The sequence below is a fragment of the Ferrovibrio sp. genome, assembly GCF_965278975.1.
GTDB lineage: Bacteria > Pseudomonadota > Alphaproteobacteria > Ferrovibrionales > Ferrovibrionaceae > Ferrovibrio.
Map to the genome: position 1 here is coordinate 1,000,160 of NZ_OZ257126.1, position 20,612 is coordinate 1,020,771.

The 20,612-nt window shown below is 63.6% G+C and carries 19 protein-coding genes; 5 read left to right on the forward strand and 14 right to left on the reverse strand.

Annotation, left to right across the window (positions count from 1 at the left end; translation table 11 throughout):
* Positions 1 to 74 precede the first annotated feature (74 nt).
* From ACQY7X_RS04730 to recQ, 5 genes are all read right to left on the reverse strand, one after another.
* Positions 75 to 1,481, reverse strand: a complete 1,407-nt coding sequence (locus ACQY7X_RS04730; protein ID WP_428248705.1) for an HlyD family type I secretion periplasmic adaptor subunit — start codon at positions 1,479 to 1,481, stop codon at positions 75 to 77.
* Positions 1,478 to 3,262, reverse strand: coding sequence for a type I secretion system permease/ATPase (locus tag ACQY7X_RS04735; RefSeq protein WP_428248706.1), 1,785 nt, complete (start codon positions 3,260 to 3,262; stop codon positions 1,478 to 1,480). The genes ACQY7X_RS04730 and ACQY7X_RS04735 overlap by 4 nt, the downstream gene beginning before the upstream one ends.
* Positions 3,263 to 3,468: 206 nt before the next feature.
* Complete coding sequence (locus ACQY7X_RS04740; RefSeq protein WP_428248707.1) at positions 3,469 to 4,059, reverse strand: HD-GYP domain-containing protein; 591 nt, start codon at positions 4,057 to 4,059, stop codon at positions 3,469 to 3,471.
* A gap of 214 nt (positions 4,060 to 4,273) precedes the next feature.
* Positions 4,274 to 5,311, reverse strand: a complete 1,038-nt coding sequence (locus ACQY7X_RS04745) for a lipid A deacylase LpxR family protein (RefSeq protein ID WP_428248708.1) — start codon at positions 5,309 to 5,311, stop codon at positions 4,274 to 4,276.
* Positions 5,312 to 5,396: 85 nt separating this feature from the next.
* Positions 5,397 to 7,229 (reverse strand): DNA helicase RecQ, encoded by a 1,833-nt coding sequence (gene recQ / locus ACQY7X_RS04750; protein WP_428248709.1) that lies wholly within the window; start codon positions 7,227 to 7,229, stop codon positions 5,397 to 5,399.
* A 103-nt stretch (positions 7,230 to 7,332) separates the two neighbouring features.
* Here recQ and ACQY7X_RS04755 point away from each other — a divergent pair, with 103 nt between their 5' ends.
* Complete coding sequence (locus ACQY7X_RS04755; protein WP_428248710.1) at positions 7,333 to 8,802, forward strand: M81 family metallopeptidase; 1,470 nt, start codon at positions 7,333 to 7,335, stop codon at positions 8,800 to 8,802.
* Between the two features lie 101 nt (positions 8,803 to 8,903).
* Here ACQY7X_RS04755 and ACQY7X_RS04760 read toward each other — a convergent pair whose 3' ends face one another.
* Positions 8,904 to 9,668, reverse strand: coding sequence for an SDR family NAD(P)-dependent oxidoreductase (locus ACQY7X_RS04760; RefSeq protein WP_428248711.1), 765 nt, complete (start codon positions 9,666 to 9,668; stop codon positions 8,904 to 8,906).
* Positions 9,665 to 11,365 (reverse strand): dicarboxylate--CoA ligase PimA, encoded by a 1,701-nt coding sequence (gene pimA / locus ACQY7X_RS04765; RefSeq protein WP_428248712.1) that lies wholly within the window; start codon positions 11,363 to 11,365, stop codon positions 9,665 to 9,667. The genes ACQY7X_RS04760 and pimA overlap by 4 nt, the downstream gene beginning before the upstream one ends.
* Before the next feature lie 85 nt (positions 11,366 to 11,450).
* On the opposite strand from pimA, the gene ACQY7X_RS04770 reads away from it, so the two are divergent.
* From ACQY7X_RS04770 to ACQY7X_RS04780, 3 genes are all read left to right on the forward strand, one after another.
* Complete coding sequence (locus ACQY7X_RS04770) at positions 11,451 to 12,239, forward strand: SDR family NAD(P)-dependent oxidoreductase (RefSeq protein ID WP_428248713.1); 789 nt, start codon at positions 11,451 to 11,453, stop codon at positions 12,237 to 12,239.
* A gap of 83 nt (positions 12,240 to 12,322) precedes the next feature.
* The gene (locus ACQY7X_RS04775) at positions 12,323 to 12,775 is read left to right on the forward strand and encodes a MarR family winged helix-turn-helix transcriptional regulator (protein ID WP_428248714.1); all 453 of its coding nucleotides are present in this window, start codon (positions 12,323 to 12,325) and stop codon (positions 12,773 to 12,775) included.
* Between the two features lie 11 nt (positions 12,776 to 12,786).
* Positions 12,787 to 13,191, forward strand: coding sequence for a DUF1398 domain-containing protein (locus ACQY7X_RS04780; RefSeq protein ID WP_428248715.1), 405 nt, complete (start codon positions 12,787 to 12,789; stop codon positions 13,189 to 13,191).
* Here ACQY7X_RS04780 and ACQY7X_RS04785 read toward each other — a convergent pair whose 3' ends face one another.
* Positions 13,192 to 14,085 (reverse strand): isocitrate lyase/PEP mutase family protein, encoded by an 894-nt coding sequence (locus ACQY7X_RS04785; RefSeq protein WP_428248716.1) that lies wholly within the window; start codon positions 14,083 to 14,085, stop codon positions 13,192 to 13,194.
* 133 nt (positions 14,086 to 14,218) lie between these two features.
* On the opposite strand from ACQY7X_RS04785, the gene ACQY7X_RS04790 reads away from it, so the two are divergent.
* Complete coding sequence (locus ACQY7X_RS04790) at positions 14,219 to 15,013, forward strand: IclR family transcriptional regulator domain-containing protein (RefSeq protein WP_428248717.1); 795 nt, start codon at positions 14,219 to 14,221, stop codon at positions 15,011 to 15,013.
* Between the two features lie 13 nt (positions 15,014 to 15,026).
* Here the strand turns inward: ACQY7X_RS04790 and ACQY7X_RS04795 are convergent, their stop codons facing one another.
* From ACQY7X_RS04795 to ACQY7X_RS04820, 6 genes are all read right to left on the reverse strand, one after another.
* Entirely contained in the window at positions 15,027 to 16,001 is a 975-nt protein-coding gene (locus ACQY7X_RS04795; protein ID WP_428248718.1) for a branched-chain amino acid ABC transporter permease, read from the reverse strand.
* An 11-nt stretch (positions 16,002 to 16,012) separates the two neighbouring features.
* Positions 16,013 to 16,876, reverse strand: coding sequence for a branched-chain amino acid ABC transporter permease (locus ACQY7X_RS04800; protein ID WP_428248719.1), 864 nt, complete (start codon positions 16,874 to 16,876; stop codon positions 16,013 to 16,015).
* A 9-nt stretch (positions 16,877 to 16,885) separates the two neighbouring features.
* Positions 16,886 to 17,590, reverse strand: coding sequence for an ABC transporter ATP-binding protein (locus tag ACQY7X_RS04805; protein ID WP_428248720.1), 705 nt, complete (start codon positions 17,588 to 17,590; stop codon positions 16,886 to 16,888).
* Positions 17,583 to 18,302 (reverse strand): ABC transporter ATP-binding protein, encoded by a 720-nt coding sequence (locus ACQY7X_RS04810; RefSeq protein ID WP_428248721.1) that lies wholly within the window; start codon positions 18,300 to 18,302, stop codon positions 17,583 to 17,585. Before ACQY7X_RS04810 ends, ACQY7X_RS04805 begins: the two co-directional genes overlap by 8 nt.
* 3 nt (positions 18,303 to 18,305) lie before the next feature.
* A complete protein-coding gene (locus ACQY7X_RS04815; RefSeq protein ID WP_428248722.1) occupies positions 18,306 to 19,571 on the reverse strand; it encodes an ABC transporter substrate-binding protein in 1,266 nt (421 codons plus the stop codon).
* Positions 19,572 to 19,702: 131 nt separating this feature from the next.
* Positions 19,703 to 20,578, reverse strand: a complete 876-nt coding sequence (locus tag ACQY7X_RS04820) for a MaoC/PaaZ C-terminal domain-containing protein (protein ID WP_428248723.1) — start codon at positions 20,576 to 20,578, stop codon at positions 19,703 to 19,705.
* Between the last annotated feature and the right edge of the window lie 34 nt (positions 20,579 to 20,612).

Genomic DNA, 20,612 nt, shown 5'->3' on the forward strand with positions numbered 1-20,612 from the left:
CAGCGGTTTTCCGCCCGCAACTGCTGGAACCGGGTCGGATACTGAAAGTTGCACAGTGCATTTCTGTCAGAATCCTACTTTTCTTTGAACGACTTACGGCTGGCCAGCACCAGCGGTTGGATGAGGTATTCCAGCGCTGTGCGGGAACCGGTGGGCACGATCACCTCGGCCGGCATGCCCGGCGCCAGCTTCACCTCGGGCAGCGCGGCCAGTTCCTTGGCATCCGGAACCACCTGGATGGTGAAGAAACCTTCGCCAGTGCGCGGATCGGTAAAGCGGTCGGCCGAGCGAGTCTTGATCGTGCCATGGATGATCGGGATACCCTTCTGCTTGTAGGCCAGCAGATGAATCTCGGTGCGCATGCCTTCATGCACATCCTTGGCGTCTTCCGGCTTGATGCGGGACTCGATCACCATCGGCTCGCCTTCCGGCACAATCTCCAGGATGCGCTCACCCCTGTTGATCACGCCGCCGACGGTAAAAGCCGTGAGACCAACGACAAAGCCGGTATCGGTGGCGCGGATATCGGTGCGCTCCAGCACATCGCGCGCCGCATTCAGGCGCTCGCCGGTATCAGCCAGGCGCGCCTGCACGGAATTCAATTCAGTACTGACTTGCGACAGACGATCGCGCTTCAGCTGCTCCATCTGCGCTTCTGCCTGCGCCACGGTGAAGCGCACGCGGCCAACCGAGCCACGATACTCCGCGATCTGGCCACTGATCGCCGCCATGGCGCGTTCCAGCGCCAAGACGCGGGTTTTCGGCGCATAGCCCTTCTCATACAGATCACGCGTGCCGGTAAGTTCCTCGACAATCAGCGCCATCTGCCGTTCCAGCGCCGCCACTTGCTGCGTCAGGCCGCGGCTCTGCTCACCGAATTGCAGTATCTGCTGCCGCAGCACATTGAACTGGGCTTCCTGCGCCACGCGCCGCGAGGTGAAAAGCTGTGCCTCGCCGCGGATCGCTTCGCCAACGGCAGCATTGCCGGCGCGTGCCAGCAGATCAGGCGGGAATTCCACCACCAGCGCACCGTCACGTTCGGCCCGCAGTCGCACATCCTGGGCGCGCAGGATATCGTATTGATTGGAGAGAATCTCGACCGCTGCCTGCGCCTGCACGCTGTCGAGCTGGATCATCACCTTGCCCTTCTGCACCAGATCGCCTTCGCGCACGCTGATGCTGCGCACGATGCCGCCATCGAGATGCTGCACCGCCTTGCGATTGCCTTCCACGCGCACCACGCCGGGCGCGATGGCGGCGCTGTCGAGCGGCGCGGTGTAGAGCCACAGGCCGGAAAGGCCAAGGAAAACGAAGATCACCAGGAAGCCGAACAGCATCGAGCCCTTGGCGCCGTCTTTCAGTGGCGGCTCCACGGCGGCACGGCCACCCGGCCCCTTGCCGCCGGCCAGCACCAGCGCACGCGGACGGCGCTGCACGTTATCGGGCAGATTCTCCGGGCGCGGGGCGACGGCCTGATTCATGCCTGCCTCGCATCAATCTGTTTCGGCGCGGCACCCGGCCCAGAACCAGTACCGGGACCAGGCACCGCCTGCTGCGCACCGCCCTGCACCACGCGCAGCTGCGGCGCATTCGGCGCGAACTGCGCCATGATCGCGGCGGTCGGCCCCATGCGGTCGACCAGGCCGTTGCGCAGCACCACGATCTTGTCCACCGTCACCAGCATGCTGGGGCGATGCGCGATGATCACCACGGTGCAGCGCGTCTGCTTGAGATGCAGCAGCACCTGGCGCAAGGCTTCCTCGCCCTGGCCATCGAGATTGGAATTAGGTTCATCCAGCACCACCAGGCGCGGATTGCCATAGATGGCACGGGCCAGGCCGATACGCTGGCGCTGGCCGCCGGAAAGCACCGCACCGCCATCGCCAATATCGGTGTCGTAGCCTTTCGGCAGGCGCAGGATCATTTCATGGATGCCGACACGGCGCGCAGCTTCCACCACCGCATCGGCATCGACATCACCGAAACGCGCGATGTTGTCACGCACCGAGCCGGCGAAGAGTTCGATATCCTGCGGCAGATAGCCGACATGGCGGCCAAAATCCTCGCGGTCCCAGCTGAAGGCATCGGCGCCATCCAGGCGCACCACGCCGGAATAAGGCTTCCACACGCCGACCAGGATGCGCGCCAGCGTCGACTTGCCGGCCGCCGTCGGACCGATCACGCCAAGGCTTTCACCGGCCTGCAAGGCAAAGCTGACACCGCGCAGGATGGCGAGTTCGGAACCCGGGGCTGCGAAGGTGACGCCTTCAACCGAGAGATGGCCTTCCGGATCGGGCAACTGCATCTGCTGTTCGCGCATCGGCTGCGACAGCACTTCGTCAACGCGCTTGGCCGCTGCCATGGCATTGACGATCTGGCTCCACACGCTGACCACCTGATCAACCGGCTGCACACCACGGCCGGCCAGCAGCATGGCGGCATACATGGCGCCGGGCGTGATCAGCTGATCAACCGCCAGCCAGGCGCCGACGGCGAGAATGGCGATCTGCAGGCCGACACGCAGCATGCGGATGGCGGCCATGAAACCGGAGGAACGGCGGCTGGCCGTAGCCTGGCGCAGCATGAAGGCGTTGCGTTCGCGGCGCCAGTTGCGCATCAGGCCGGGCAGCATGCCCATGGCCTGCACGGCTTCGGCATTGCGCAAGGAGCCTTCGGTGAGGCGATAGCTTTTCTGCGCATGCTGCGAGGCTTCCGCCATCGGCTTGGTAACGAAAATCTGGTTGGCAATAGCAAGCAGCAGCAGCAGGCCGGCGCCAGACAGCGCGGTGATGCCAAGCAGCGGATGCAGGATGAAGCAGATGCCGAGATAGACCGGCGTCCAGATCAGATCGAGGAAGGCCAGGCTGCCGCTGCCGGTGATGACCTGGCGCACCAGGTCGAGATCGCGCAAGGCCTGGCCCTGCGAGGAGCCGGAGCGCTGCGAGGCGCGCTCGATTTCCACGGCAAAGACCTTGGCGGAAAGCATGTTGTCGATGCGGATGCCCCAGCCGATCAGGATGCGGCTGCGCACGTCATCGATCAGCGACATCACGATCAGGGCCACGAACACCGCCAATGTCAGCATCGCCAGGGTGGCGAGGCTGCCGGAAGACAGCACGCGGTCGAACACCTGCATCATGTAGAGCGGCTGCGCCAGGCCCATCAGGTTGATGACCAGGCTGAACACGCCGGCCGCGGCAAAATATCCCGCGCAAAGCAGGAAAGCCGTTTTCATGGCGGAAGGCGGGCGTGGTGGTGTCATGTGGCTAACGCAGGTTTCTCCAACTTCGCAATCGTCATTTTGACGACCGGCTACATTTCGGCCGGAGACTTCATCTCCGGCGCGGCACAGGCCGACCGCACTACTCCCACGTCCTTGAGACTAGCGCGACGGCGGCATTATCAGCATGGTGAATCTTAAGGGCGGGTTAAACTCGCATTATTTCTACGAAAACGGCAAAATCGTGGTCAGGGGTATAGTAACTGGATCGCCGCCTGGCGTTTTTCCAGGGCCGCCAGCACGGCCGGATCGAAGCAATCCGGGGTGGTGCGGTCATCGCCCTGGGTGATAATCCGCATCGCCTGCTCATGGCTCAAGCCCGGCTTGTAGCTGCGTACGGCGCGCAGCGCGTCATACACATCGGCCACCGCCACGACACGCGCCGGCAGCGCGATCTGCTCACCCGCCAGGCCGCGCGGATAGCCGCTGCCATTGTAGTTTTCGTGATGCGACAGAGCGATATCGGCAGCGGCGTCCAGCATCGGATGCTGCGCCTGGCGCAACATGTCGTGGCCCTGCTGCGGGTGCTGCGCCATGACACGGCGTTCCTCCGGATCCAGCCGGCCATGCTTGAACAGCACCGTGTCCGGGACAGCGTTCTTGCCGATATCGTGCAGCAGGGCGCCGAGCCGGATGGCTTCAACCGCCGGCGCCGGCAGCGCCATGCTTTCGGCCAGCAGGCTGCCGACATCGATCATGCGGGTGGAATGTTCCAGCGTCTGGCCATCATGGGCATGTGCCACCTGGGCGATCAGCCGGGCCAATCTGTCGTCGTTCATAATCAATATTGTACGTTACAAAGGTTGAGTTGATGCAATGGGGTTTGCACGCTTCAAGAATTGTGACACTAGCGCGCACTAGCGCCCAATTTTCTGATCCAGATCAAATCTGGGCCTAATTCGGCCCTGAAAAACCAGTGATCTAATTGAAAAATATAGATATTTAACCCGACAAACAATTGCTGCGTGTGCGGAGCATATATATCCCACAGGCCTAGAAGCGGAAAGAAACGCTGAAAGCGCCGAAACGGTCCGGGGTTTCCTGAGTCTCGAATTCCCGGCTGCGCAGCACATGGGTGTAGGCGAAGCGCACACCCTGCCAGATCACCGCCACGCCACCCTGCAGGTCGCCGACGAAATGGCGCTTATCGACACTGCGGCTGTCGGCGAACAGGTTGCCATCCAGGAACATGTTGCGGGCCACGGCGCGGCCCTCGCCACCGACGAAGAAATAGAAGCCGAAATCGCCGACAGGCTCGAAATAGCCCGAACCCGGCAGGCTCGGCTGCACCCGCGGCGGGCCGTAATCCTTGGGGATATTGTAGCCCAGCCGCAGCATCAGGCCGGTATTGGCATAGGTGAAGGCATTGCCGAGCGCCACGCCGGCATGGGGCGTCGCCTCCAGCTTGAGGCCGAAGAATTCCGGCTCCGCCACCCGGCGCCAGGCGCGCTGGTAATTCAGCTGCAGGGTCGGCTCGGTCTTGAGCTGGCTGTCCCAGCCCATCGGCCTGCGTGAATTGATCGCCTCATGCACTGCCTTCTGCGACTGTTCGGCGAATGAGGCCGGGCCGACAATGCCGATGCCGACCTGGAACTGATCGAGATGGCTCTTGGTTTCCGAGATCACGCCGGCATTGAGATAGAGCCAGCCGGCATAGGGCCGGTCGGTCGGCGGCGGGTTGACCAGGCTTATGTCGCGCGGGGTGTACATCGACTGGCCAAGCGCCAGTTCGAAGCGCAGATCCTTGGTATCGAAGAACAGCGGAATTTCGCGAAAAGCATTGCCAAGCCATTCCGGTTCGGCGCCCGGCGCGGTGAGCCAGGACATGTGGACGCCATTGGTGTAATGCCGGTCGGCATTGGCGAACAGCATGTCGTTTTCCAGCACGAAGCTGAGTGTGCCGGCCTTCTGCGGCGGCGGCGGCTCCGGTACCGGCTTGGCATCCTGAGCAAAAGCGGTGGCGGCAAAGAAAACCGGCGCGGCGATCAGACTGAGAAAAGCGGCGGTGCGGAAAATGGCTGAGCTGGGCATGGCGTCTGTTTTATCCCTTTTCCGCCTTATAGACCCGGCTTTATGGCGAAAAAAGGACCAGGATCCGGAGCCATTGGGGCTGGGCTCACGCCGCCAGGGCCTGATGGCGCTGCAGGATGGTTAAAAACAGCGGCCCGTAGCGTTCCAGCTTGGCGGCGCCGATACCGTGGATTTCCGCCATCCGGCCCAGGCTGTCGGGCCGTTTGGTCGCCAATTCCAGCAGGGTGCGGTCGGAGAATACCACATAGGCTGGCTGGTTCTGCTCGGTGGCTAGCTGGCGGCGCTGGGCCTTCAGTTCAGCCAGCAAGGTGGCATCGGCGGCATTGAGCGCATCTTCCGCCAGGCCGGCGCTGGTGGCCTTGCCCTTGGCACCACGCTTGGCCGCGCCGCCTTCCACGGCATCGCGGCGCAGTTCCACCCGCGCCTTGCCGCGCAGCACCTGCAGCCCGGCATCGGTGAGCATCCAGCGGCCATGGCCGACAATATCCAGGCCGATCAGCCCGGCGGCATAGATCTGGCGGAAAATCGAGCGCCAGGCATCGGCCGGGCGGTCCTTGCCGACGCCAAAGGTCGGCAGCCGGTCATGCTCATAGCGGATGATCGCATCGGTGGCATTGCCGACCAGCAGGTTGACCAGATGCTCGGTGCCGAAGCGCTCGCCGGTGCGCGCCATGGCCGACATCGCCTTCTGTGCCTCGATGGTGCCATCGAATACCGCGACGCCTTCCTGGCAGAGATCGCAATGGCCGCAAGGCTCGGCCTGCTCGCCGAAATAGGCCAGCAGGGTCTGGCGCCGGCAACGCGGCGATTCCGCCAGCGCCACCAGGGCATTGAAGCGCTGGCGCTCAATGCGCTTGCGTTCCTCCGGCGCCTCGCCCTGCTCGATCTGCAGGCGTCGCAGCCGCATGTCATCCAGGCCATAGAGCGTGAAGGTTTCCGCCGGCAGGCCATCGCGGCCGGCGCGGCCGATCTCCTGGTAATAGGCTTCCACATTGGCCGGGAGGTCGGCATGGCAGACAAAGCGCACATCGGGCTTGTCGATGCCCATGCCGAAAGCCACCGTGGCTACCATCACCACGCCATCCTCGCGCAGGAAGGTATCCTGGTTCTCATCGCGCAGGCGCTGCTCCATGCCGGCATGGTAGGGCAGCGTGCGATGCCCGGCGGCGGCCAGCGAGGCGGCCAGTTCCTCGGTGCGCTTGCGTGAGGAGCAATAGACGATGCCGGACGCGCCGCGCCGCGCCCCGATGAATTCCGCGATCTGCTTCGGCGCACTGTTCTTCGGCCGCATCAGCAGATGCAGGTTCGGGCGGTCGAAGGAACGCACGAAGCTCTGCGGCTCGCGCGGGAATAGCTTGCTGACAATATCGTCGCGCGTCGGTGCATCGGCGGTGGCGGTGAGCGCGATGGCCGGCACGCGGCCAAGCTCGGCCCGCAGAGTGCCGAGCGCCAGGTATTCCGGGCGGAAATCGTGGCCCCATTGCGAGACGCAATGGGCTTCATCGATCGCCAGCAGGGTGACGTTGCTGTTGGCGAGCAAGGCCAGAGTATCGGGTCGCGCCAGGCGTTCGGGCGCGATATAGAGCAATTTGAGCCGGCCCTCGCGCAAAGCCTGGTGCACGCGGCGGTTCTCGTCCGGGTCGTTGGCGGAATTGAGGCTGCCGGCCTCGATGCCGAAGGCGGCAAGCTGGCGCACCTGATCCCGCATCAGGGCGATCAGCGGCGACACTACCAACGTGAGGCCGGGGCGGACGATGGCGGGCAGCTGATAGCACAGCGACTTGCCGCTGCCGGTCGGCATCACCGCCAGCACATCGCGGCCTTCGAGCACGGCACCAATCACCTCGGCCTGGCCGGGGCGGAAATCGGCGAAGCCGAACACGCTTTTCAGGGTGGCGCGGGCCTGATCCAAGGACACGTCTGGGGACTCCGAATCGGTCCGCGCAGGGTAGCAGAGACGAGACAATTCCTAAACCGCGCCAGCAACAGCTATGCTGAGGGCAAAAGGAGTTCCCCTGACCATGACGCAGCCGCTCCGCATCTTCATCGCCGGCCTTGCCACCGAGACCAATACCTTTTCGCCGCTGCCGACCGGCGCGGACGCCTTCGCCCAAGGGACATTCCGGGGCGATGCCACCCGCCATCCGGCGCATTTCTTCTCCGGTCCGCTGCATGAATGGCGCAGGCTGGCGGAAGCCGAGGGGCATGAGGTGGTGGAGGGCCTGATGGCGGCGGCGCAGCCGGCCGGCACCACGGTGCGCAAGGTCTACGAAGCATTGCGCGACGAGCTGATCGCCGGGCTGAAGGCCGCCCTGCCGGTCGACATGGTGCTGCTGAACCTGCACGGCGCCATGGTGGCCGATGGCTATGACGATTGCGAAGGTGACCTGCTGGCCCATGTCCGCGCCCTGGTCGGGCCGGAACTGGTGGTTGGTGCCGAACTGGACCTGCATTGCCACACCACCCAGGCGATGATCGACAATGCCACCGCGCTGATCACCTACAAGGAATATCCCCATGCCGACACGCTGCTGCGCGCCGGCGAACTCTATGCGCTGTGCCGCGACGCGGCACTCGGCAAGACCAGGCCGGTGATGCGCCTGGCCGATTGCCGGCTGATCGGCGTGTTCCACACCACGCGCGAGCCGGCCAAGAGTTTCATGGCGCGGATGCAGAGTTTTGAAGGCCGTGACGGCGTGCTCAGCGTCAATTTCGGCCATGGCTTCGGCCTTGGCGATGTGCCCGATGTCGGCGCACGCACCTGGGTGATCACCGACAACGACGCCGCCAAGGCCGCCATGCTGGCCGAACAGATGGCGCGCGAGGTGTTCGCCATGCGCGAGGCAGCATTGCCGATCAGCGTGTCAGTGGAGCAAGCCTTGGATAGTGCGCTGGCGGCACCTTCGGGGAAACCAATCGTGCTGGCCGACAGCGCCGATAATCCCGGCGGCGGTGCCGGCGGCGATTCCACCTTCATCCTCAAGCAGCTGCTGGCGCGCGGCATCCGCGATGCCGCCAGCGGCGTCTACTGGGATCCGCAGGCGGTGGCGATCTGCCGCGAAGTCGGCATCGGCGCCCGCCTGCCGTTGCGCATCGGCGGCAAGCTGGGACCGACTTCCGGCGATCCGGTGGATGTGCATGGCCTGGTGCGCAACATCATCGAGGACCATTCCCAGACTGATATGTCCGGCCAGCGCAGCCCGCTGGGCACCGCCGTGCATCTGGAAGTGAACGGCCTGCATCTGGTGCTGGCCAGCACGCGCAGCCAGACCTTCCATCCCGATGCCTTCACTGCACTGGGCATCGACTTGGCGGCGATGCGTATCATCGTGGTTAAATCCAGCCAGCATTTCTATCGTGGCTTCACACCTATCGCGCAAGACGTCATCTATGTGCAGACGCCCGGCGCCGTGTTCGGCGAAGGCGATACGCTGGTCTACACCAAGCGCAAGCCGGATTACTGGCCGCTGGTGGAGAATCCGTGGCTCTAAGCGCGCAGCGCCGAAAGCGATGCGGGCGCTTACAGAGGGTCCCATTTCAGAACAGAAAAATGGGATGCCGGCTTCCGCCGGCATGACGGGGCAGTATTTCCCTACCCGATGGTCACGCCGCCATCGGCGACGATAACCTGGCCAGTGATGAAGGAGGCTGCATTGGAGGCCAGGAAGGCAACGATGCCGCCGATCTCGTCCGGCTCACCGATGCGGCGCAAGGGCGTGGTGGCGGTGCGCTGCTTCAGCATCGCTTCATCCTCCCACAGCGCGCGGGCGAAGTCGGTCTTGATCAGGCCGGGCGCGACGCAATTGATGCGGATATTCTTCTGGCCCCATTCGACGGCGAGATTGCGCGCCAGGGCGAAATCGGCGGCCTTGGAGATGCCATAGCCGCCGATCACCGGCGTACCCCGGATGCCGGCGATGGACGACACGATGATCATGCTGCCGCCGCCGCGCTCGGCCATGCCCGGCAGCACCAGATTGGCGAGCCAGAGATTGCTCTTCACATTGGCATGCATGATCTTGTCGAAGGCTTCATCGCTCAAGCTGCCGAGCGGGCCATAGACCGGATTGACCGCGGCGTTGCTGACCAGAATATCGACCTTGCCCCAGGCTGCGAGCGTGCCGGCGACCAGCGCCTCGACTTCCGGCTTGCGCGAGATATTGCACGGGATCACCAGGGCCTCGCCGCCCATCTTGCGGATCTCGGCGGCGACTTCCTCGCAGGGCTCGGCCTTGCGCGCCGAAATCACCACCTTGGCGCCGCAAGCGGCCAATGCGTGCGCAGCCGCACGGCCGATGCCTCGGCTGGAGCCGGTGATGATCGCGGTCTTGCCGGAAAGATCAAACGGGTGCGTCATGATGCGGCTTTCTCCTGCATAGCCGGTTTCTCCTGAGCAGCTTGGGCGCGCGCTTCGTCGCGCAATTCCTTCTTGGACAACTTGCCGACCGGCGTGCGTGGCAGGGCCGCGCGGAATTCCAGCAAGGCGGGCATTTCGTGGCGGCCAACTTTATCGGCCAAGAAGATGCGCAATTCATCCAGCGTGAATTCCACCTGGCCCGGCTTCACCGTGACATAGGCTTTCGCCGCCTCGCCGCGATAGCCATCCGGCACGCCGATCACCAGCACTTCGGCCACGGCCGGATGTTCGTAGATCGCCTGCTCGATCAGTTGCGGATAGACATTGAAACCACCGGAAATGATCATGTCCTTCTTGCGGTCGACCAGATAGAAATAGCCATCCTCATCGTAATGTCCGATATCGCCGGTGAGGAAATAGCCATCCACAAAGGATGCCGCGGTTTCCTCCGGGCGATTCCAGTAGCCGGGCGTGACATTCAGGCCCTTGATGCGGATTTCGCCGGTCTGGTTAGGGCCGAGCTTTCTGCGCGGATCATCCAGCGCCACCACGTCCATTTCGATACCCGGCATCGGCAGGCCGACCGAGCCGGGCTTGTGCAGGCCGTGGCGCAACTGCGCCGTGCCGGCAGGTGAAGTCTCGGTCATGCCCCAGCCGCCGCCCAGCCGCAGGCCGGTAAGCTTCTCGAACCGCGCTGCCACCTCGACCGGCAAGGGCGCGCCACCGGAGCCGCAATGCTGCAACGAGGAAAAATCCCGCGTCTCGATGCCGGGATGATTGGCCAGGGCGATCCACATGGTCGGCACACCGGGAAACGCCGTGGCGCGTTTCTGCTCGATATCGCGCAACGTGGTTTCGACATCGAAGCGCATGCGCAGCAGGATTTCGCCGCCGGCCGCCACCTGACGCAGCAGAATCGTGGTGAGCGCATAGATATGAAACAGCGGCAGCACGCCGATGACGCGCTGACGCATGCTCACATCATCGGCCTGCCGGTTATACCATTCGTCATACATCGACAAGGCCGCCGTGAGATTGCCATGGGTGAGCATGGCCCCTTTGGCGCGGCCGGTGGTGCCGCCGGTATATTGCAGCAAGACAATGTCATCCGGCCCGACTTCCGGCCAGGCGGCAGGCGGCACGGCACCCTCGATGAAACCTGCGAAACCCTGCACGCCGGGCTGCATCGGAATCGGCATCAACGCCGAGGCCGGCAAGCCGAAAACCGCTTCCTCGCCGACAATGACATGATCCACCAGGCCGGACGCCTTGAGCTTCAGCGCCATGCCAAGCATGGCCGGATAATCCACTGTCACCAGCAGCCGTGCGCCGGAATCGGTGAGCTTATGCGCCAGTTCGCGCTCGGCATCGAGCGGTGAAAGATGCGTCACCCTTGCCCCGGCGATGCCGGCACCGAAAAAGCAGAAGGGGTGATAGGGCGTGTTGGGCAGATAGAGCGCCACGGTATCGCCCTTGCCGATGCCGGCGCCTATCAATGCCGCCGCGAAGGCCTCCGCCTTCTGCCCCAGTTCCGTGAAACTGATCGCGGTGTCGCGGTAGTCCAGGATGGTGCCGGAACCGAACTCGGCCACAGCGCGGCGCAGCATGGCGGGCAGGCTGGAACGCGTGATCGGCGCATCCCAGCACATACCGGGCGGATAGGATTTCTCCCAGGGAAAAGGCCGCGATGCCGCCATTGCTGTTTCCTCACCCGGTACTTTTATGGTTATGGCAACGGTAGGCGCGGCCCCGTATGATTGTCAACGAAACAGGGAGGAAAGCATGCCACGCCTGGCAGGAAAAACCGCCATCATCACCGGCGCCGCCAGCGGCATCGGCCGCGCCACTGCCCGTCTCTTCGCCAGCGAAGGCGCCAGACTGCTGATCGCCGACCGTCAGCGTGACGCCGTGGAGGCGGTCGCCACCCGCCTGCGCGATGAAGGCCATAACGTGCTTGCCACCACCGCCGATGCCGGTTCGGAAACCGATGTACAGGCGATGATCGAGCTGGCCGAGCGCGATCTCGGACCGCTGGATGTGCTGTATGCCAATGCCGGCATCAGCGGCGGCCTGGTGCCGCTGTTCGAGCAAACGGTAGAGCAGTGGGAGGAAATCCTGCGCATCAACCTGATCGGGCCGTTCCTCGCCATCAGGCATGCGGCACAGGGCATGGTGGCGCGCGGCAAGGGCTCGATCATCTGCACGGCTTCCGTGGCCGGACTGCGCGCGAATGCCGCCGGCTCGCCCTATTCCGCCAGCAAGGCCGGCGTGATCAGTCTGGTGCAGACCACGGCCAATGCGCTGACCGGCACCGGCGTGCGCATCAATGCGATCTGCCCCGGCCTGATCGAAACCGGCATGACGCAGCCGATCTTCGAGGCCGCCCGCGCCAAGGGCAAGGGCGACCGCATCGGACAATTGAATCCGCTGGAGCGTGCCGGCCAGCCGGAGGAAATCGCCGCCATGGCCCTGTTCCTGGCCAGCGACGAGGCGAGCTATGTGAACGGCCAGGCCATTGCCGTGGATGGTGGCCTCTCAAGCACGCTGCCCTTCACGCGCCAGCGGCGCTAGAACCAGACGCCAGGCAGAAAACGTAAATTCCGATGGAGATAATAGTTGACTAGGAAATCAATTCCTATAGTTTCCTAGTCAACATGAATTCACCTTCCGACCTCACCGATCATCTAGGCTATTGGCTGCGCCTGGTATCGAACCAGGTGTCGCAGAATTTTGCCACCCGCCTTGCCGCCGAGGACGTGACCGTGGCGGAATGGGTTATGCTGCGCGCCCTGCACGGCCAGCCGCCCATGGCACCGAGCCGGCTGGCAGAGATGATGGGCATGACACGGGGCGCCATCACCAAGCTGGCCGACCGCCTGATCGCGAAGGATATGCTGTTGCGCCAATCTGATCCGGCAGATGGCCGCGCCCAGACCTTGCACCTGACGCCGCGCGGCAGCCGGCTGGTGCCGAAGCTGGCCACCCATGCCGACCGCAACGATAGCGATTTCTTCCGCGCACTTTCAGCAGCGGAACAGAAAGTCCTGCGCCGGCTGCTGCAACAACTTGCCACACACCACCGCATCAGCGGCATGGCAACTGAATGAGGAATTGAGTCATGAATGGTGCGTCCCACGAAGCCCTGGCCTCGGCTTGCATGAAAGGCGCCGAGAGCGGCAGCATGAGTTTTCCTGAAATCATCGGCGCGCTGATGCAGGCCGGCTTCGATGGCTATGCGGTGGATTTCCGCCGTGGCCAGGCGACCTATTACCCGCCTGATGCGCCCGCCCTGGATATCGCCCTGCATCCGCTGAGCAGCGCCATCGCCCTGTGTTTCGATGCGGAAGCGATCCGCACCGCGATCCGGGAAGCCCAGAATAATATTCCGGGCTACACATATCTGGGTTTCTGCGACAAGGCGGCACGCGGCGGCTGCGCCGGCTATCTGGTGTCACTGCCGGGCCGCCGCGTGGTCTACTATGGCCGCGACGGCGAAACCCATATCGAGCATTTCCCGCGCTGATCAGTCGCGCTCGCCGTATTTCTTGTCGAAATCCCACACTTCAGCAAAGCCCATCTGGCGGCTGAAATTCTGGAAATCGGCCATCGGGATCGGGCTGCCCGCCGTGGAGCCCTTTTCCTTCAGCGTGGTATAGACCTGCTGGAACACCGCGCCGGCGGAAAGGAAAGCAGCCGTGGGGAAAATGGCCAGCGCATAGCCGAGCTGCTCCAGTCGCTCGCGACTCAGTACCGGCGTGCGGCCTGATTCGACCATGTTGGCCAGCAGTGGTACATCGAAATGGCGGCAGATGCGTGCCATCTCCTCCTCGCTTTCCGGCGATTCCACGAACAGCACATCGGCGCCCGCCTTCACATAGGCTTCGCCGCGCCGCAGCGCTTCATCCAGCCCCAGCGTGGTGCGCGCATCGGTGCGGGCGACGATGAGGAAATTCGGATCCTCGCGCGTATCCACCGCAACACGCAGCTTGAGCACCATGTCTTCCATCGGCAGTACGCGGCGGCCCAATGTGTGGCCACAGCGCTTGGGGAATTCCTGATCCTCGATCTGGATCGCAGCCGCACCGGCGCGTTCATAACCGCGAATGGTGTGCATCACGTTCAGCGCCCCGCCATAGCCGGTATCGGCATCAGCGATCAGCGGCGTGGCCACCACGCCGCTGATCGTGCGCACACGGTTTTCCATATCGGTGTAGGTGGCAAAGCCCGCATCCGGCACGCCGAGATAGGAAGCCGAAACGCCATAGCCGGTCATGTAGAGCGCGTCGAAGCCGAATGTATCGGCGATACGCGCCGTGATCAGGTCGTAGACGCCAGGCGCCACCAGCAGGCCCTTATCCTTCTGGTTGAGACGCTGGCGCAAGGCAGCGCGGCGCTCTGCGAAACTTGGATTGCCCATGGCGTTTTCTCCCGCATTTGCTGGCCTTCTTCCTAGCGAAGCGGCCCGCGTTTTTGAAGGGATTTCCCTTGCCCTTCGACACTATTTCACGTATTGAAATGAGCGTTCAAGGGTTTCCGGGAGGAGACAGGAAATGCCATCCTTCAAGCCGGTGATCGCGCTGACGCGCGGCCTGGAAATCCTGCGGGTGCTGAACGAACAGCAGCAGACCAGTGTCGGCGCCCTGCACAAGGCCACCGGCCTCGATAAAGCCACCATCGTGCGCATGCTGGAAACCCTGGAGCATGAGGGCTATGTGATGCGCGATGCCGAGCGCGCGCTCTATGCCCCCACCGGCCGTGTGCTGGTGCTGAGCCAGGGCTATGACCAGCATCTCTGGATCGGCAGTGTCGCCGATCCCTTCCTGCAGGATTTCCGCAAGCAGATCGGCTGGCCTTCCGACGTCGCCTTGTTCGATCGCGATGCCATGATCGTGGTACAGACCACGCGCGAGCCGGGCTCGATGCTGCTCAGCCGCAAACCCGGTTTCCGCTTCCCGCTGCTGGCCACGTCGCTGGGCCGCGCCTATCTGGCTTTCCTGCCGGAAGAACAGCGCGAAGCCGTGATCGGCCAGCTGGCGAAGAACCCGGAGCATTGGAACGATCTGGCGCGCAACCGCAAGAAGCTGAACCGCCTGCTGAGCGATACGCGCAGCCGCGGCTTCGCCTTCACCGACGATGCCTATAGCCGCGAAGTGTTCAACGATGCCATGTGGGCCATCGGCGCGCCGATCATGCAGGGCGAGCAGGTTTTTGCCAGCATCAACATAATGATGCTGCGCCGAGCCGTGGCGGTGGAGGACGGCATCAAGCAATTCGCCGAGCCCTTGCGCCAGACCGCCGCCCGCATCGCCAAGGCGCTGGTGACGATGAAAGGCGGCAAGGCCTGAGCCGGATTGGCTTCTAGGCCGCCTTGCGCTTGAACAGCCGCTCGATCAGCGGCAGCAGGCCGCGCGGCGACGCCAGGATCACTGCGATCACTACCGCGCCATAGATGAAGTAATGCATGCCCGGCAGCACGCCGCCGAGCTTGCCGCGCAATACCTCACCCAGCGGCACCAGCAGCAGCGCGCCGAGCGCAGGGCCGAAGGCACGGCCCAGCCCGCCCACGGTGGCGAACAGCACGATTTCGATGGTGATCACCGGCGAGACGAGCTGATAGGGATCGGCGAAGGTGAGATAGCGGGCATAGACCGTGCCGACCAGCGAGGTGAGCACGGCGGAAATCACCATGGCCAGGGTCTTGTTGCGCAGCAGGGCAACGCCGATGGCCTGGGCGGCATTCTCGTTGTCGCGCACCGTGCGCAGGTAATAGCCAAGCGGTGAATTCAGGATCGCCAGATTGACCAGGATGCAGATGACGGCCAGGGCCAGCATCATCCAGAAGGCACCCTTGCCGCCGCCGAATTCGAAATTGAGGAAGTTTCCGGTATCCTTGGGCAGGAATAGGCCCGAGGCAGCGCCGAGGAAATCGCTGCCGATCACCACGATCTCCGCCATTTCGGCAAAGGCCAGCGTGATCAACGCGAAAGACAGATGCCCAAGGCGGAAGCGGAAATCGACCCAGGCGATGGCCGCCGCCAGCACGGCCGCCACGGCCGCCGAGATCAGCATGCCAAACCACATGTTGATGCCGAGCTTGAGCAGCAAGGCACTCGCCAGCATGGCGCCGCAGCCGACGAACAAGCTATGGGCGAGCGAAATCTGCCCGGCGATGCCGCCGACGATATTCCACGCCGAAGCCAGCGCCATGTAGACCAGCGTCAGGGTCAGGATATGCAGGTAATAGCTAGGCAGCATGGTGGGCAACGTGGCGGTCGCCGCCAGTGCCAGCCAGAGCCAGGGATTCTTGATCGTGGCGAAGAATTCCGGTCGCATCGTCGCCTCTCCTAGCGGGTTTTCCAGGTGAGGCCTTGCGGCCGGAACAGCATGATCAGCACGAAAATGATATAGGGCAGCAGCATGCCGAGGGTGTGCGACAGGTAGATCGTGCCCATGGCTTCCGCCGTGCCGATGACGATGCCGCCAAGCATGATGCCGACGAAGTTGGTCATGCCGCCGAGTACCACGGCCAGCAGGGTGATCACCGTGTAGCGCAGGCCCTGGTTCGGATGAATCGGCGTGCCGGGAATCAGCAGGGCTGCGGCAATGGCCAGGATGCCGATGCCGAGCGCGAAGGTGAACAGCCGCACGCGCGGCACATCGATGCCCATCAGCGCGGCGGCACGCGGATTCTGGTGCACAGCGCGGATCGAGCGGCCGATATCGGTGGCGCGCAGCATGATGTAGAGCAGGATGGCAAGCGCGAAGGAGGATATGCAGGCGATGATATGCGGCAGGCGCATGATCACATCACCGGCGATCACCAGCTTGGATTCCACCATCGACGGCACCCGCACCGGCTGGCCGCCAAAGCCCATCAGCAGGCCATTCTGCAACAGCAGCGACAGGCCGAGGGTGAGCTGGATCACCATCAGCAGGTGATGGCCCGCCACCGGCCGGATCAGGAAATGGTAGGCAAGGCCGCCGAGTGCTGTGAGCACCGGTACGCCGATCAGCATGGCGAGATAAGGGTCCATGCCGGTGAGCGAATAGACCGCCAGGCAGAGGAACATGCCGAGCGAGACGAAATCGCCATGGGAGAAATTGACGATGCCGCTGACGCCATAGACCAGGCCCATGCCGAGCGCCAGCAGTCCGTAGGTGGAACCGATCAGCAGGCCTTGGCTGAGGGCTTGCAGCAATTCTTCCATATCCGCCCCCTAGAGTCCGAGATAGGCGCGCCGGGTGCGTGGATCGTCGCGCACCGCATCGGCCACACCCTCAACCGCGATGCGGCCGCGCTCCAGCACATAGCAGCGGTCGGCATGCTTCAATGTCAGATTGAGATTCTGTTCCACCAGCAGGATCGTCATGCCGGCGGCCTTCAATTGATCGATGATCTCGAAAATATACTGCACGAAGAGCGGCGCGAGGCCGAGCGAGGGCTCATCCAGCATCAGCAGCCGCCCGCGCGCCATCAGGCCGCGCCCGATCGCCAGCATCTGCTGCTCGCCGCCGGAAAGCGTGCCGGCATCCTGGGAGAGGCGTTCCTTCAGGCGTGGCAGCATTTCCAGCACGCGCTCGAATTCCGCCGGGCGATGCGGCTTGGCAGTGGGATTGAGGCCGCCGAGCAGCAGGTTCTCGCGCACACTCATTTCCGGAAAGACCAGGCGGCCTTCCGGCACCTGCACGATGCCGGCAGCCACACGCTGCTTCGCCGGCATGGCGGTGATATCGCGGCCTTCGAACAGAATCTGGCCCGCGCTTGCCGGCACGATGCCGGAAACGCAGTTGATCAGGGTCGACTTGCCGGCATTGTTGGCGCCAAGCAGGCCGACGATCTCGCCCGGCTGCACGGTGACCGACACATCATGCAGCACGGCGACGCCGTCATAGCCGGCGGTGATGTTGCGCAGTTCAAGCATCGAGATGCTCGCCGAAATAGGCGTCCTTGACGCGTTGATCCTCGATGATTTCCGCCGGCGTGCCTTCGGCGATCTTCTCGCCGAAATTGATCACCACCATCTTGGTGGCCAGCCGCATGATCACCGGCATGACATGCTCCACCATGACAATGGTGGCACCCTGGGCATGCAAATCGCGGATGGCAGCAATCGGCGCTTCGGTCTCGGCCATGGTGAGGCCGGCCATCACTTCGTCCAGCAGAATGAAACGCGGCTCGGTGGCGACGCATTTCGCCACTTCCAGCAGCTTCTTGTCCTGCAGCGAGAGCGAGGCCGGGGTGAGCAGTTCCTTGCCGCCAAGGCCGACGCGCTTGAGCGTGTGAGCGGCGAAATCGATCGCCTCGCGCAAAGGCCGCCGCACCAGGGCGGCGGTGGCCACAACGTCCAGCGTCGACATATCGGCGAAGGTCTGCACGATCTGGAAGCTGCGCACCAGACCGCGCCGCACCAGATGATGCGGCGGCACGCCGTTGATGCGCTGGCCCTCGAAGCGGACTTCGCCGCTATCGATGGGCAGGAAACCGGAGATCAGCGCGAACAGCGTGGTCTTGCCGGCACCATTCGGCCCGATGATGCCGAGGATGTCTCCGGTATCGACCTTGAAGCTGACCGAATTCACCGCCACCAGGCCGCCGAAGCGCTTGGTGACGGCATCGACTTCGAGCAATGCCATGATTTAGGTGCGGGCCCGCGGCTTCACTTGCGCGAATTCACTCGGGAACACCACTTCCTGGCCCTGATTCTCCAGCCACTGGATGAACATCGCCGAACCATCCGCCGGCAGGCGGTCTTCCGCGAAGGCCAGGCCCTGCGGCTTGGCGACATAGAGGTCCGGGTCGCCGCTGGGGAACTTCACCGCCGCCAGCGCCTTGTGGATTGCCGCCGGATCGGTGGAACCGGCGCCTTCCAATGTGCGCTGCACGACACGGGCTGCCTGCGCCGCCTGGATCGCGCCCTGGCCAATGATGCTGAGCTTGGCGGTATCGCGCAGCTCGGCAATGATCTTCTGCATCGATTCCATCTTGGCGCCGGCGGAGAAGCCGGTCATGCCGAACAGATTGCGCGTCAGCACCGACTTGCCGATTTCCGGCCCCAGATCGCGCCACAGCGACAGATCGGTGTAGCCGCCGGTGCCGCCGACGAACAGGCTACCGTGGTAGTTCACGTTGAAGCGCGCCTGATGCATCAGGATGCCGTCGCGCGGTGTCACCAGGCCGGTGACGAGATCGGGCTTCAGCGAGCGGATGCGGATCATCGCCGCGGTCTGGTCCTGCGCCTTGGTGTCCAGCGGCGCCTCGCCGATGATCTCGAAGCCGCTTTTCTTCAGCTTGTCGACCAGGAAATTGTTCACCTGCTGGCCGGCTTCATAATTGGAATAGGCCGGCGCCACGGTCTTGAGCTTGTAGCCCTGCTTGTCGCGCAGCCAGACGACGAAATCATGCATCGACTGGGCGTAACCGCGATCATAGGGATAGCCCAGCGAATACATGTAGGGCGACTTGGAGCCGCCGGCCCAGACCGAAAGGGTGGGCATCTTCAATTCATCCAGCACCGGCGTGATCGCCAGCATCTGCGCCGAAAGAATCGTGCCGGTGAGGAAGGCAACCTTCTCTTCCGTGATCAGGCGGCGGGCCTCGGCGGCGGTGCGTGCCGGCTGGCTGGTATCATCGGCGACCACCAGTTCAATCTTGGCGCCGCCCATGCTCTTGATGCCGCCCGAGGCATTGATCTTGTTGATGACGTAGAGGAAAGCCGGATGGCCTTCCTGGGCATAGGCGGCCAGATTGCCGCTCATCGAATTGATGACGCCGACGCGGACCGTGGCGGCTTGAGCATAGCTCGGGCGGATGGCGGGCAGGGCAAAGCCGAGTGCCGCCGCACCAAGGCCGAATTGCCGACGATTAATGACAGCCTTGCTGCCCGCGATGCTGCGCTGACCCATCGTTATCCTCCCAATATGGCCCAAATCAGGGCTCGGCCGCTTTTGCGGTCTCTGGAGAAACGATAACAGCCGCCGCCCGTGGCGACAACACCTATTTCGCGAGATGAAATTTCATTTCGACGCGCTAGGGGTTAAACAAAGCTGGCTTTGCCGTTGTTCAACACCACAAGGTCGCGTTCCACCACGCGGGCGCGGAATGACACGCCTTCAGCCTCACGCCAGATTTCAGTGCGGATGGTTTCGCCGGGATAGACCGGCGCGGTGAAGCGCAGCTGCATGGTCTTGAGCCGCGCCGGATCGTTGCCGCAGCAGGCGCGCAACAGGGCACGAGTGGCCACACCATAGCTGCACAGGCCATGCAGGATCGGCTTCGGGAAGCCGGCGCCCTGTGCCACGCGTGGATCGGCATGCAGCGGATTGTAATCGCCGGATAGACGATAGATCAGCGCCGCGCGCGGCAAGGTTGGGATATCCAGCGTCTGATCCGGCACACGCTCTGGAATCGGATGCGGTGCTGGCACCGGGCCGCCATTCAGACCGGGCGGACCGCCGAAACCGCCTTCGCCACGGATGAAGGTGGTGGAGGTGAGCGTGCAGAGCAGGTCGCCGCTGGCCTTGTCGATCACGTCGCGCTCGGAAAACAGCAGCGCGCCCTTGCCCGGCCCCTTGTCGACGATTTCGGTGACGCGGCTCTTGCCGACCACCGTGCCGGCGCTGGGCAAGGGCTTGTGCAGGATCATGCCCTGCTCGCCATGCAGCACCATGCGCCAGTCAACGCCGGTATTGGGGTCCTTGAGCCAGAAGCCGGGATAGCCCAGCACCACCGCCATGCTCGGCAGCGCCAGCAGGCCATCGCCTTCTTCATAGACGAAGCGCAGTTCTTCGAGATCCAGCGGATCGGCGCCACAGCCCAGGCCCAGCGCATAGAGGATCGTGTCGCGGCTGGTATAGGTGTGCTCGATATCGGCGAAGTGCCAATTTTTGAGCTTCTGGTAGTCGATCGCCATGGCGGCGCCCTCCCCTGGTCTTCTTTTTCTGTGG